Consider the following 13,544-nt stretch of genomic DNA (forward strand, 5'->3'; position numbering starts at 1 on the left):
CCCCTGAGCTGCTGATCCGACACAATACAGGAAACAAAGCCAAAATGTCCGAACCAGACCCGAGCACGGCTGCAGGCATTTCTGCCCGGGAGGTGACCGTCACCTATCGCAATGGCCATACCGCCTTGCGCAATGCCGGCTTTGAAATCCCCAAAGGCACAATCACCGCGCTGGTCGGGGTGAATGGCGCCGGTAAATCCACATTGTTCAAGGCGATCATGGGCTTTGTACCGGTGGCACGCGGTGAGATCCGCCTGCTCGGCCTGAGCGTAGGCGAGGCGCTGAAACGCAATCTCGTCGCCTATGTGCCGCAGAGCGAAGAGGTAGACTGGACCTTCCCGGTGCTGGTTGAGGATGTGGTGATGATGGGGCGATATGGCCATATGGGCTTTTTGCGCCGCCCCGGCAAAGCCGATCACGCCGCCGTCACCGCCGCGCTGCAACGGGTGAACATGCTTGAATTTCGCCACCGCCAGATCGGCGAGCTTTCGGGCGGGCAGAAAAAGCGGGTGTTTCTCGCCCGGGCGCTGGCCCAGGATGGTCAGGTGATCCTGCTCGACGAACCCTTTACCGGCGTCGATGTGCAGACCGAAGAGCAGATCATCACCCTGTTGCGCGAGCTGCGCGCCGAGGGCCGGGTCATGCTGGTCTCGACCCATAATCTGGGCTCGGTGCCGGAATTCTGCGACCGCGTGGTGCTGGTGAAGGGCACGGTGCTGGGTTACGGCCCGACCGAGACCACCTTTACCCGCGAAAATCTCGAGGCAACCTTTGGCGGCGTGCTGCGCCATTTCACCCTCGGCGGTGATGTGCTGCATGAGGATGACGATCAGCGCCAGATTTCGATCCTCAGCGATGATGAGCGGCCACTGGTGCATTATGCCGACCGTATCCACCGCCAGTCTCCGGCCGGAGAGGTGGGACAGTGAGCCTGTTACTCGAACCCTTCACCTATCAATATATGCTCAATGCGATGTGGGTCTCAGCGCTGGTCGGCGGGGTCTGCGCTTTTCTCTCGGCCTATCTGATGCTTAAGGGCTGGTCTCTGATCGGCGATGCTTTGTCTCACTCGGTGGTGCCGGGCGTGGCCGGGGCCTATATTCTCGGCCTGCCCTTCGCGCTTGGCGCGTTTTTGTCGGGCGGGCTGGCCGCCGCGGCGATGCTGTTCTTTTCGGATCGCTCGGGGCTGAAGCCCGATGTGGTGATCGGGCTGATCTTCACCAGCTTCTTCGGCCTGGGGCTGTTCATGATTTCGGTCAATCCGATGTCGGTCTCGATCCAGACCATCACCATGGGCAATATCCTCGCCATTTCGCCCGAAGACACGCTGCAGCTGGCGATCATCGGCTTTGTCTCGCTGATCATCCTGCTGGCGCGGTGGAAAGATCTGATGGTTGTCTTCTTTGACGAGACCCATGCCCGCTCGATCGGGCTGCGGCCGGGGCTGCTCAAGGCGATGTTTTTCATGCTGCTCTCGGCCTGTGTGGTGGCTGCGATGCAGACGGTGGGCGCGTTCCTCGTAATCGCCATGGTGGTGACGCCCGGGGCCACCGCCTATCTGCTGTGTGACCGTTTCCCGCGGCTGATCCAGCTCTCGGTGCTGATCGGCGCAGTGACCAGTTTTATCGGCGCCTGGGCCTCATATTTCCTCAACGGCGCGACCGGCGGGATTATCGTCTGCCTGCAGACCCTGATCTTCCTCTGCGCCTTTGTCTTCGCACCGAAACACGGCCTGCTTGCCGCGAAAGCCCGCGCCAGAGCCGCCCTGGCCGGGGAGCTGCAGTCATGAGCGCCGATCTGCTGCTGCCCTTCCAGTTTCCCTTCATGCAAAATGCCTTTCTGATCGCGGCCATGCTGGCTGTGCCCACTGGGCTTTTATCGTGTTTTCTCGTCCTCAAGGGCTGGGCGCTGATGGGGGATGCGATCAGCCATGCCGTACTGCCCGGGGTGGTGCTGGCCTATATCACCGGGATACCGCTGATCCTCGGTGCTTTTGCAGCCGGACTTTTTGCCGCTCTCGCCACCGGCTATCTCGCCGGCAACAGCCGGGTGAAACAGGATACGGTGATGGGGGTGGTGTTCTCGGGCATGTTTGGCCTCGGGATCGTGCTCTATACCTCGATCCGCAGCGATGCCCATCTCGATCATATTCTGTTTGGCAATATGCTCGGGGTCAGCCTGCAGGATCTCTGGACCGCGGGGCTGATCTCGCTCGCCGTGAGCCTGGTGCTGGTGCTGAAATGGAAGGATCTGATGCTGCATGCTTTTGATCCGACCCAGGCCCGCGCCTCGGGTCTGGCGGTGGGGCTGCTGCATTACGGGCTGCTGACCATTCTGTCGCTGACCATCGTCGCCACCATGAGCGCGACAGGGCTGATCCTGGCCATTGGCCTGCTGATCTGCCCCGGAGCCACCGCTTTCCTGCTGGTGCGCAGCTTCGGGCGGATGATGCTGGTCTCGGTTCTCATCTGCCTGATCTCACTGCTGGGCGGGGTCTATGCCTCATTCTTCCTCGACAGTGCTCCGGCGCCGACAGTGGTGCTGATCTTCACCGCGCTGTTCCTCGCAGCCTTTCTGCGCCGGATGCTGCAAAACCGCCGCATCGCCGCAAAAACCTGAGATCAGCCCCGCCCGGGCCCTGCCAGGCGCAGGACGGGCGGGGCCCGGCTCTGCCCCGCCTCTTTCGGTCACGCGCGATCCGGATTAAACCGCCCGCACGCCGGGCGCTGGCCTTCACAGCCGCCCGGATCCGACCGGAAGATCCAGATGACCTCGCTCAAACGCAACCTGCCGCCCCTGACCAGCCTCGTGACCTTTGAGGCCGCGGCCCGGCTGGGCAGCTTCTCCGATGCCGCGCGCGAGCTGAATGTGACGCGCGAGGCGGTCAGCCGCCAGATCCGCACGCTTGAGGCCTATCTCGGCCTGTCGCTGTTTGAGCGCAATGCCAATGCGACTGCGCTGCGCGACTGGGGGCGGCAGTATTTTGAGACCGTGACCAGCTCTCTGGATGCTATTGCCCGCGCCTCGCAGAGCTTTCCCTCTGCCGCCCCGCCCGGGCCGGAACCCGCTGCCGTGGCTGAGGTAATCGCAGAAGGCCCGCGCCCGCGCCTGCTGATCGTGGATGACATGCCCGGCAATATCCACCGGCTGCATGATATTCTGCGCGGGCAGTATGACACCATCGCCCATATCTCGGCGAGCGATACGCTCGACTGGCTGGCACGCGGCGGACAGGCCGATCTGGCGCTGCTTGATGTGCGGATGGCGGATATGGATGGCTATGCTCTGTGCCGCCGGATCCGGGCCGATCCGCGCCATTCCGCGCTGCCGGTGATCTTTCTGACCAGCCTTGACGCGCCCCAGGATGAGACCGAGGGCTTTGCCGCCGGGGCCTGCGATTTCGTCTCACGCCCCTTTGCAGCGCCGGTGCTGCTGGCCCGGATCGCTGTACAGCTGGAGCTGCGCCGCACCACCAGCGCCCTGGAAGAGCTGTTGCAGCGCCGGGCCGACCGGCTGGAACATGCCGAAGCGCTGATCCGGGCGATCAGGGCCGGGGTGGAAAGCTACCCCGGCTGAAGCGCAGCGAGCATCTGCAGCGCCGCCCGGAAATCAAGGCGTTCCGCCGCCTCCTGCAGAGGCTGCCTCGACCGCTCAGGCAGGGCAGGCAGCAGTTCCGCCAGCAGGTCAAAACCGCGCATCTCGCGGCCTTCAAGCGCATTAAGACAGGCGGCAAAAGCCGCTGAGGCCGGAGGCGCTGCCGCGTTTTCCCGCCGCGATGCCGGATGCGGCAGCGAGGCCTCCAGCGCATCAATCGCCGCTGAAAGCCGGGCCGCAGGCAATTCTCGGGTGCTGCAAAGCTCGGCCAGGGTGGTCGCGCCCAGCTGTGCGGCACCCCCCCGGATGGCATGCAGCACCTCCTGACGGACCAGGCCGTCCCCCCCTGCCCCGATTTCTGCCAGCAGCCGGCGCCAGTCCTGTATCTCGGCGGGCAGCCTGGCCAGCCAGGCAGCGGCCAGGCTGGCCGAGCCCCCGGCATGGCGCAACAACAGCGCCTGATCAAACACCCGCCCGGCCGGGCGGAGCGGGCTGTCCGGCGCCGGTCCGCTGATGCTGACCCGCTTGCCTGCCAGCACCCGGGACAGCTCATCGAGCAGCCGCTCGGCGCTCAGCGGCTTGCCGATGAACCCGGCAAAGCCCGCCCCTGCGCAGGCATCCAGGGTCGCGGTCGAGACATCGGCGCTCAGCGCCACCACCGGCACCCGCCCCAGCCCCGCCTCGCGCAGGGCAGCGATGGTGGTAAAACCATCCATCCCCGGCATATGCAGATCGGTCAGCACCAGATCAAAGCCGCCGCGCTGCGCCTGCCAGAGCGCCAAAGCCTCGCTGCCGCCGGCAGCCGGGCTGACCTTCGCCCCGGCCCGCTCGAGCAGCGCCTCGACAACCACACGGTTGATCGCCCGGTCTTCGATCAGCAGGATACTTTTACCCGCCAGCCCGGGCCTCGCCGCCGCGCGTTCCTGCGGCCAGGCCTCCGGCGCGACCGCCCGGCGCAGCGCGGCCACCAGTTCGCGGTGGGTCAGCGCCTCGGGCAGGATCTGCACCAGTCTGCCCTGGAATAACAGCTCAAAACCGGTTGTCGCGGCCGCGCGCAACACCAGTCCGGGCAGCGGCAGTGCAGCCGGGCAGAGCCGCGCAAGACGCCTTTGCAGCAGACGCGCCTGGCGTGCGGGCATCGGCGCCAGTTCGGGGCGCGGCAGGCCGGGATCGGGCGCCGGCAATGCCCCCGGGCCCTGCAGCGGCAGGTAAAGCACAAACAGACTGCCGCGCCCACTGCGGCTGGTGAAGGCCAGACGCCCCCCCATCCCCACCGCCATTTCCGCCGCAATCGGCAGGCCGAGCCCGGTGCCCGAGACATCGCGCGCAGCAGAGCTGTCGGCCTGCATGAAGGGGCGGAACACCACATCGCGCTCGCCCGGCTGCAAGCCCTTGCCGCTGTCAAACACCGACAGCCTGAGCCAGTCGCCACGTCGGGTGATGCGCAGAACCACCCGGCCCTGCGGGGTGAATTTCACCGCATTGCTGGCGAGATTGAGCAGGATCTGCGTGACCTTCTGCGCATCTCCGCGCAGCGAGGCCGGCACATCCGCGGCAATCTCGCCGCGCAGAGCCAGGTCCGGACTGGCATGGGCCAGGGCCCGCGCCTCGGCCAGCACCTCATCAAATACCGCCTCAGGCGCATAGGGGCGCGCGGCATAGACCATCTGCCCTGCTTCCAGTTTGGAAAAATCGAGCACCTGATCAATACTGCCCAGCAATTGCTGCGCGGCATACCGCATGTCACTGACATAGCCCCGCGCCGCCGGATCCGGATCGCCCGCCAGCAGCAGATCTGAAAGCCCGGTAATCGCATTCAGCGGCGTGCGCAGCTCATGGCTCATATTGGCAAGGAAGACTGATTTGGCACGCGAGGCGGCCAGCGCCTCATTGCGCGCCACCAGCAGTTCGGCGGTGCGCTGCTCGACCTCTTCGCGCAGATGGTCACGATAGCGCTCCATCCGCGTCACGGTACGGTTAAAGTCATGGGCCAGCACCGAGACCTCATCACCCTCGGGGTCAAAGACCTCGGCCACCCGCAGACCGGCGAACCGGAAACTGCCGGTCTCACGATGCCCCCGCGCGGCCCGGGCCAGCGCGTCGAGCGGCGCAATCACCCGGTTGCGCACCAGCCAGAACAGCAAAGCTGCGATCAGCAGAGATTGCAGAACCGTGGTGCCGATCATCGCCAGGGCGCGGTGGCCCAGCTCATCATAAAGACCGGCAAAGCTGAGCCGCAGCTCAAGCGCCGCCACCGGCTCGGCCGCACCGCGCCCGCGCAGAACGAAATCATGGCCACCGCTGAGCCAGTCATGGGGCACGATGCGGCTCAGAGCCCAGAAGCCCGGTGCCTCGCCACTGCCACCGGCCGCCAGATCACCGATCTTCAGCGCCTGCATCTGCTCGGGGCTGAAGATCAGATCCCGGACCCTGACCGATTTCACCAGCGGCATTTCAGACAGCCGGTCCAGCGTGGCCTGAACGGCGGCAAGGTCGAGATCCCAATATGCGCTCTCCAGCTGCGGCAGGGCAGCGGCGACAACCCGGGCGTTGTTTTCCAGCGCGCTGTCATAGCTGCGGCGGAATTCAGCAAAGGCCAGCAGACCGCCCAGCCCCATACCCGAGAGGATCGAGATCACCACCGAAGCGAAGGCAATGCGCCGCGCAAGACTTTTCCGGCGATGCGGCATCAGCCCTCTCCATGCGCGGCGAGGATGCGATCGATGCTGCCCCTGAGCCACATTTCGGCAAGCGCCTGGCCCATCAGCCCGGCCTTGGCATTCCCCGGGGCATCGCGGCGGAAGCTGACATAGCGCGGCACCTCGGCCAGCGCCGGGCGCAGAATGCGGATCCGCTCGCTTACCCCCAGCTGCCGGGCGGCATAGCGCAGATTGGCGCTGCCCCCCAGCACGGTGCTGACCCGGCCCAGCAGCAGCTTGCGCAGACTGGTCAGATCATCAATCGAACCCTCTCTGGTGAAAGCTGCCGAGCGGTCGAATTCGGGCGTATAGGTGAAACCGTTCACCACGCCCACGCGGTGGCCCGCCAGCAGGCGCAGATCATAGCCTGCTGCGGCGCGCCGGTCGTATGCGAGCGCATCCTGGCGCGGATCCTCAGCCCGGACCGCAAAGGCCTGCTGCGTCCGGCGCATCGGCCCGACCATATTCCAGCGCTCAAAACGCTCAGGCGTCGGCGCCACCTGATAGAGCGCATCGGCCTGCCCGGCCTCAAATCCGAGAATCGCCCGCGGCCAGGAGAGCGGGATTGTGGTCAGCCTCACCCCCAGCAACAAAGCCGCCTCGGCGATGATATCGACATCAATTCCGATGAGTTTTTGATCAAGATGATAATTATAGGGCGGAAAATGCTCCATCGCGAGGATGGTCCACTGCCGCGACCCCGCCGCCAGAACCGCAGGCGCGGCCAGGGAGAGACCCAGCAGTGACGTGGCGGCAAGCCCCAGGATATGGCGCCGCGACCGGGCCTGAGCACCCGGGCTGCAGGCTACTGAACTCTCTGTAAAACCATGGTAATTTTCAGGTGAACCGGCTCCGCCCGCCTCGCTTCCGGTGGAGCGGGAAGCTGATTTTGTCAAAGGGCTCACATTGCTCTCCTGCCCGCCCTCTGACGGAATTATTGCCACCCCTGGGCAACCTTTTTGTCTCTCACACTCCGCCACCGGCGGTTGTTAGTCCTGCGCGGACTGTACTGGGAGGTTCCATTCCATGAAAAACACCATTCTTGCAATCCTGGCCGCTTCGGTTGCCCTCTCGCCGCTGGCAGCTGCCGCCGAGGCCTGCAGCAATGCCGCGCTGAAACGGGTGCAGGCTGCCGGTAAACTGGTGGTGGGCGTAAAGGCCGATTACAAGCCCTGGGGGTTTCGTGACACCAATGGCGATATCATCGGGCTTGAGCCGGATATGGCCAAAGCCGTCGCCGATACCCTTGGCGTTAAGCTTGAGCTGGTGCCGGTGATTGCCTCGAACCGCATGCAGTTCCTGCAGCAGGGTCAGATCGATCTGATGATCGCCACCATGACCGACACTGCCGACCGCCGCGAGATGGTGGGGATCAAAGGCCCGAATTACTATGCCTCGGGCACTGCTGCGATGACCCCGAAAGCGCTTGGCCTGACCGAATGGGAAGCTTTGCGCGGCAAGCCGGCCTGCGGCGTCCAGGGCTCGTTCTATCTGCAGAAGATCGAGCAGACCTATGGCGCGACCATCGTCGCTTTCGGCAATGCTGCCGAGGCCAAACAGGCGTTGCGCGACAAAAAATGCATGGCCTTCGTCTATGATGACACCACCATCGGTGCCGATATTGCCGCCGGTGGCTGGGAGGATTTCGAGATCAGCCTGCCGGTTGAAGATTTTGCTCCCTGGGGCCTCGCCGTGGCCAAAGAAGAGGAAAACTGCGCGCTCGGCCAGATCGTTTCGGGCCTGCAGTATTCCTGGCACCGCGACGGCACGCTGATCGCCTTGGAAAAAGAATGGGGCGTACAGCCGAGCCCCTTCCTGAGCGAGATGCATGAGCGCCTCGCTGATCCGCTGGCGCAGTGAGCGGCCTCCCGATGATTGAGCTGATACAGAATTACTTCCGCGAACTGGCGCTGAGCTCGCCCCATTGGAATTTCGTCTGGATCTATGATCCGCATCAGATGAACCGGGTGCTGACCGGCCTGTGGATGACGGTGAAACTCAGCCTGTTCTGCCTGGTATTCTCGGTGATCATCGGGATTTTCGGAGCATGGGCGCAGGGGGCGAGAAGCCGCCTCCTGCGGGCCCTTGTCTCGGGCTATGTGCAGTTCTTCCGCAATACGCCGCCGCTGCTGCAGCTTTTGTTCTTCTATTTCGCCCTTGGTCAGTTCACCCCCAGCTACAGCCCCGATGGCTGGCTGGAAGTGCCAATCATCTCGAATGTCGGCTGGGCGATCATCTCGCTTTCCTTCTTCGCCGGGGCTTTCAATATCGAGATCTTCCGCGCCGGGGTTGAGGCTGTGCCACATTCCACCCGCGAAGCGGCAGAATCCCTCGGGATGACCCGGTTCCAGACCTATACCAATGTGGTTTTCCCGCTGGCCCTGCGCATTTCGATGCCGGCGCTCTCGGCCAATCTGATCAACCTCGTCAAGACCACCAACCAGGCATTTGCGATTGCCGTGCCCGAGCTGCTCTACCAGTCGGTTTCGATCTGGAATGATTACCCCTCGGCGCAGAACCCGACCATGCTGATGCTGCTTGTCTGCTATCTGGGCCTGGTGGGCTTCCTGTCCCTTGGCATGGGACGCTGGGAAAAAACTCTGAGGATTCCGGGCTATGGCGTTTAAATCAACGATCCCAACCGCAAATGTCAGGGGCGGCATGCCGGTGCTTTTGCCCTTCCGCCCCCGCGGCCCGGCCTGTGATGAGATGTTTATCACCCGCTGGCTGGGCGCGATCCCGCTGCCGGTGATGCTGCTGATCGCCCTGGCTTTCCCGGCCTTTGCTTTCGCACAATCCGCAGGTGCTAGCGAGCCGGTGCTCGACAAGCTGATGCGCTGGATCCCCTTCCTGTTCACCCGGGGCTTTTTGTTCAACGTCCTGATCTCCTTCCTTGCCATGCTCCTTGGCACAGTGTTCGGTCTTCTGCTCGGGCTGACGCTCATCTCGAGGTTCCGGGTTCTGCGGGGCCTGGCACAGGCCTGGGTCTCTTTCTTCCGCAACGCTCCCTGGCTGGTGCTGCTCTTCATCATCCTGCTAGCTTTCCCGTTCCAGATTACAGTTTTCGGCATGACACTGCCGCTGCCCGGCTGGGTAAAAACGGTGATCGGTCTGGCGTTGCCGCTTTCGGCCAATATTGCCGAAGTGGTGCGCGGCGCGATCCAGTCGGTGCCTTCGGCCCAGTGGGAAGCGGCCGAAAGCCTGGGCTTTACCCGCCGTCAGACCATTTTCCAGATCATCCTGCCGCAATGTTTCAAGCGTATGCTGCCGCCCTGGATGAACTGGTATGCCATCCTGACCATGTCGACGCCGCTCTGCTCGCTGCTTGGGGTAGATGAGATCATCAGCCTGACCCGTCAGGCGATGGAGGCCGAGGGCAACCGCCCCGAACTTCTGATGCCCTTCTATGGCTTCGCCCTGTTCCTCTTCTTTGCCTATTGCTACCCGATTGCCCGTTTCACCCTGTGGCTGGAACGCCGCGTTGCGGTTAAGACCTGAAAGGCCCTGCTATGACCAACTGGACCCCTGACCAGCCCATCGTCAGCATCCGTGATGTGCATAAATCCTATGGCCCGGTGCAGGTTCTGCGCGGCATCAGTATGGATATCCGCAAGGGTGAGGTGATCTGCATCATCGGCCCCTCAGGCTCGGGCAAATCCACCCTGATCCGCTGCATCAATGCTCTGAATGACATTCAGTCCGGCTCGATCCTCGTCGAGGGCCAGGAGGTACATGATCCGAAACTCGATAAGCTGGCACTGCGCCGCAAAGTCGGCATGGTCTTCCAGCAATATAACCTTTTCCCACATAAAACCGCGCTGGAAAATGTGATGATGGCGCCGGTCAAGGTGCTGAAGGAAGACAAAGCCGAGGTCGGGCTGCGCGCCCGCGCGCTGCTGAAAAAAGTCCGCCTTGAAGGCAAAGAGAACCATTATCCCGGCGAATTATCGGGTGGTCAGCAGCAGCGGGTGGCAATCGCCCGCTCGCTCGCCATGCGCCCTGATGTCATGCTGTTTGATGAGGTGACCGCCGCGCTGGATCCGGAAACGGTGAAAGAGGTTCTGGTCACGATCAAGGATCTGGCGGCGGAGGGCATGACCTGTATCCTGGTGACCCATGAGATGGGCTTTGCCCGTGAGGTCTCGGACCATGTCTATTTCACCGATAAAGGCGTGATCGTCGAACATGGCGCCCCGGCGGAATTCTTCACGAACGCCAAAGATCCGCGCACCCGCAATTTCCTTGACCAGGTGCTGTGAGACGAGGCGACCTCGCAATCATCTGACGGCCCGCCCCTGGAAGGAGGCGGGCCGTTTCACTTATCAGAGCTTCGCAGCAAAGCGGTCGCGCAGCAGGTTTTTCTGCACTTTCCCCATGGTATTGCGCGGCAGCTCTTCGACGAAATGGATGTGTTTTGGCTGTTTAAACCGCGCCAGACGCGGAGCGAGTGCCTGTAGGATATCGGCTTCGCTGAGGCGCGGTGATCCGGTTGGCACCACAACGGCAGTGACCGCCTCGCCAAAATCCTTGTCGCTGATGCCGATCACCGCCGATTCCAGCACGCCCGGGATCTCGTCAATCTCGGCCTCGATCTCTTTGGGATAGACGTTATAGCCGCCGGTGATGATCAGATCCTTGCCGCGCCCGACGATATGGACATAGCCCCGCGCATCAATCCGCCCCAGATCGCCGGTGATGAAGAAGCCATTCTCACGCAGTTCAGCCGCAGTCTTCTCAGGCATGCGCCAGTAGCCTTTGAACACATTGGCGCCGCGCACCTCGATCATGCCGATCTCGCCTGCAGGCAGCAGGGCACCGGTCTCGGGATCGGTCACGATCACCTCGGTACCAGCGAGCGGCAGCCCCACGGTTCCGGCGACGCGCTCTCCTTTATAGGGGTTGGAGGTGTTCATATTGGTCTCGGTCATGCCGTAACGCTCAAGGATCGCATGGCCGGTGCGGGCGCGCCAGGCGCGGTGGGTCTCGGCCAGCAGCGGTGCCGAACCCGAGATAAACAGCCGCATATTGGCGGTGGTCTCGCAATTCAGCATATCATCCTCCAGCAGGCGGACGTAGAAGGTCGGCACCCCCATCAGCACGGTGGCGCGGGTCATCAGCTCAAAGATCCGGTCGATGTCGAATTTCGGCAGGAAGATCATCGAGGCGCCCGAGAACAAAGTCAGGTTCGTGGCGACGAAAAGACCGTGGGTATGGAAGATCGGCAGGGCATGGATCAGCACATCATCGGCAGTATAGGCCCAGGTGTCGCGCAGGGTCAGCGCGTTTGACACCAGGTTGTTATGGGTCAGCATCGCACCTTTTGAGCGCCCGGTGGTTCCAGAAGTGTAAAGCAGCGCCGCAAGATCATCATCGGCGCGCGGCACGGTGGCAAAGGCCGGATCGGCCGGGGCCGCCGCATCGCTCAGCGAGCCCTGACCATCTGCGCCCAGCGTCAGAAGTCTCGCCCCGGCCTTTGCCGCCAGTTCCGCCATGGCACCGGCCTTCGCCGGGTCGCAGATGAGCAGCACCGGCTCGGCATCGCTGACGAAATAGTCAATCTCGGCTGTGGTATAGCCGGTGTTCAGCGGCAAAAACACCCCGCCTGCCCTTACCGTGGCCAGATAGAGGATGATGCCCTCAACCGATTTCTCGATCTGCACTGCGACACGGCCGCCCGGGGTCAGGCCAAGGCTGACAAGCGCATTCGCCATCTGCCCGGTCCGGGCCAGCAGCGCGCCATAGCTGATGCGCTCGCCTGCCAGGGTTTCAATCGCCGTAGCGGCGGGACTGGTGATTGAGGCTTCGAGCCTGTCGAACAGATTCTGGGACATGGTGCCCTCCGGTGGCAGAGACTTCAGGAACGCGCGGGCGAAGGCGCGGCAGGAACTGAGGCCTTTACCTTATCCGAGGCCGCAATATGCGCACGCTCGGCGAAGGCCTCATGATTGGCTTCGATCTGGCTGAGATCATAGAGATAATTGACCATCAGCCCATGCGATTGCTTCAGCCCGTTGGCCGAGATATCGCCGAGATAGTTCAGCCGTTCAAGCCGGGCGCCATTGCCCAGATGGAACCGCGCCACCGGATCCTGCACGCGGTGCGATTTATCCTTCGCGCGCAGGAAATACGTGGCCGCGGCGGCCAGCAGGGGTGCTTTGAGCTGCGCGGCGATGGCCTCATCCTCATGCCAGCCCGGCTGATCCAGCGCCGCAAAGGCAAGGCGCTGATCCTCGCTCAGCAGTTCGGATTTTGTATCCTTTCGCTCAGACGTCAGCCAGGCAGCAAAGCCCGGCACCGGCGAGAGGGTGACGAAGCTGCGGATATTCGGCAGCTCGGCCTTCAGCTCCTCAACCACCTGTTTGATCAGGAAATTGCCAAACGACACCCCGGCAAGCCCCTTCTGGGTATTGGAGATCGAGTAGAAGACCGCCGTCGTCGCTTCTTCGGCTCTGATCGGTTCACGCTGCAGGTCAAGCAGCTCGCCCACATTATCCGGCATCTCGCGGGTCAGCGCGACTTCGACAAAGATCAGCGGCTCATCGACCAGCTGGGGATGGAAAAATCCATAGCAATGCCGGTCGGTGGGCTGAAGCCGGTTGCGCAGATCATCCCAGTTGCGGATCGCATGTACCGCCTCATAGCGGATGATCTTTTCCAGAATGCTGGCCGGGGTGTTCCAGTCGATGGCGCGCAGGCTGAGAAAGCCGCGATTGAACCAGGAGCTGAACAGATGCGAAAAGTCGCTGTCGACCCGGCGCAGCCCGGGATGCTGGCGCATCAGCCCCAGCAGTTCCTCGCGGATCCTGACCAGGCCCGCCGTGCCGCCCGGGGCAAGGTTCAGCCGCCGCATCAGCTCCTGGCGGCGCGGCTCGGAGGCAATATGCAAAGCCTCGGCCGCCTCGGGGGCCTCCGGGCTTTTCTGCAGCGCCGCCAGCGCCTGTTTCACTGCTTTGGCATCGGGGCCGAAACGATCGGCAAGCGCCTGCAGAAAGGCCAGACGTGCGGCCGGATCTGCCGCTTCAAAGGCAGCCAGCAAAGCCCGGGCGAGAACCACGCCCGAAGCCTCGCCCCGGCGCGAGAGCAGGCTTTCGCCCAGCTCTTCCAGATCGGGGGCATTGACCGCCTCGCCCCCGGTGCCGTCGCGCCAGCCGAGCAGACGACGGCCCCGCTCGGTCAGGCTTTCCAGAAGATCGCCCAGAAAGGCGGGGCGACGCTGCGTCTGATCACTTTTCGACATCTGTCAGACCTCCT

General features: G+C 63.2%; 12 protein-coding genes. 8 read left to right on the top strand and 4 right to left on the bottom strand.

The features are described from left to right. Positions 1-44: 44 nt before the first annotated feature. The 4 genes from H0485_RS10165 (at position 45) to H0485_RS21775 (ending at position 3,576) form a co-directional block, all read left to right on the top strand. Positions 45-929 (top strand): manganese/iron ABC transporter ATP-binding protein, encoded by an 885-nt coding sequence (locus H0485_RS10165; protein WP_226935265.1) that lies wholly within the window; start codon positions 45-47, stop codon positions 927-929. After that, positions 926-1,789, top strand: coding sequence for a metal ABC transporter permease (locus H0485_RS10170; protein ID WP_226935266.1), 864 nt, complete (start codon positions 926-928; stop codon positions 1,787-1,789). Before H0485_RS10165 ends, H0485_RS10170 begins: the two co-directional genes overlap by 4 nt. Next, positions 1,786-2,619 (top strand): metal ABC transporter permease, encoded by an 834-nt coding sequence (locus H0485_RS10175; protein WP_226935267.1) that lies wholly within the window; start codon positions 1,786-1,788, stop codon positions 2,617-2,619. Before H0485_RS10170 ends, H0485_RS10175 begins: the two co-directional genes overlap by 4 nt. A 147-nt stretch (positions 2,620-2,766) precedes the next feature. Then, complete coding sequence (locus H0485_RS21775) at positions 2,767-3,576, top strand: response regulator (protein ID WP_290427255.1); 810 nt, start codon at positions 2,767-2,769, stop codon at positions 3,574-3,576. Here H0485_RS21775 and H0485_RS10190 read toward each other — a convergent pair. Together H0485_RS10190 and H0485_RS10195 are read right to left on the bottom strand one after the other, a co-directional pair. Continuing rightward, positions 3,564-6,284 (bottom strand): ATP-binding protein, encoded by a 2,721-nt coding sequence (locus tag H0485_RS10190; protein ID WP_226935268.1) that lies wholly within the window; start codon positions 6,282-6,284, stop codon positions 3,564-3,566. The two genes, H0485_RS21775 and H0485_RS10190, sit on opposite strands and share 13 nt — an antisense overlap. Then, positions 6,284-6,967 carry a substrate-binding periplasmic protein gene (locus H0485_RS10195; protein WP_226935269.1) on the bottom strand — a complete coding sequence of 228 codons (684 nt, stop codon included), beginning with the start codon at positions 6,965-6,967 and terminating at the stop codon, positions 6,284-6,286. Before H0485_RS10195 ends, H0485_RS10190 begins: the two co-directional genes overlap by 1 nt. Before the next feature lie 352 nt (positions 6,968-7,319). On the opposite strand from H0485_RS10195, the gene H0485_RS10200 reads away from it, so the two are divergent. The 4 genes from H0485_RS10200 to H0485_RS10215 are packed head-to-tail and all read left to right on the top strand — an operon-like array spanning position 7,320 to position 10,552. After that, positions 7,320-8,153: a transporter substrate-binding domain-containing protein gene (locus H0485_RS10200; protein ID WP_226935270.1), complete on the top strand. Its 834-nt coding sequence runs from the start codon at positions 7,320-7,322 to the stop codon at positions 8,151-8,153. Positions 8,154-8,164: 11 nt separating this feature from the next. Next, the gene (locus H0485_RS10205) at positions 8,165-8,920 is read left to right on the top strand and encodes an amino acid ABC transporter permease (protein WP_226935271.1); all 756 of its coding nucleotides are present in this window, start codon (positions 8,165-8,167) and stop codon (positions 8,918-8,920) included. Continuing rightward, the gene (locus H0485_RS10210) at positions 8,910-9,791 is read left to right on the top strand and encodes an amino acid ABC transporter permease (RefSeq protein ID WP_226935272.1); all 882 of its coding nucleotides are present in this window, start codon (positions 8,910-8,912) and stop codon (positions 9,789-9,791) included. Before H0485_RS10205 ends, H0485_RS10210 begins: the two co-directional genes overlap by 11 nt. Positions 9,792-9,802: 11 nt before the next feature. Then, positions 9,803-10,552: an amino acid ABC transporter ATP-binding protein gene (locus tag H0485_RS10215; RefSeq protein ID WP_255613479.1), complete on the top strand. Its 750-nt coding sequence runs from the start codon at positions 9,803-9,805 to the stop codon at positions 10,550-10,552. Positions 10,553-10,615: 63 nt separating this feature from the next. On the opposite strand, the gene H0485_RS10220 is transcribed toward H0485_RS10215, so the two are convergent. Both H0485_RS10220 and H0485_RS10225 read right to left on the bottom strand, forming a co-directional pair. After that, positions 10,616-12,124, bottom strand: coding sequence for a malonate--CoA ligase (locus tag H0485_RS10220; protein ID WP_226935273.1), 1,509 nt, complete (start codon positions 12,122-12,124; stop codon positions 10,616-10,618). A 23-nt stretch (positions 12,125-12,147) separates the two neighbouring features. Continuing rightward, positions 12,148-13,530: a malonyl-CoA decarboxylase gene (locus H0485_RS10225; protein ID WP_226935274.1), complete on the bottom strand. Its 1,383-nt coding sequence runs from the start codon at positions 13,528-13,530 to the stop codon at positions 12,148-12,150. Between the last annotated feature and the right edge of the window lie 14 nt (positions 13,531-13,544).

The organism is Pseudogemmobacter faecipullorum (genome assembly GCF_020539525.1).
Taxonomy (GTDB): Bacteria; Pseudomonadota; Alphaproteobacteria; order Rhodobacterales; family Rhodobacteraceae; genus Pseudogemmobacter; species Pseudogemmobacter faecipullorum.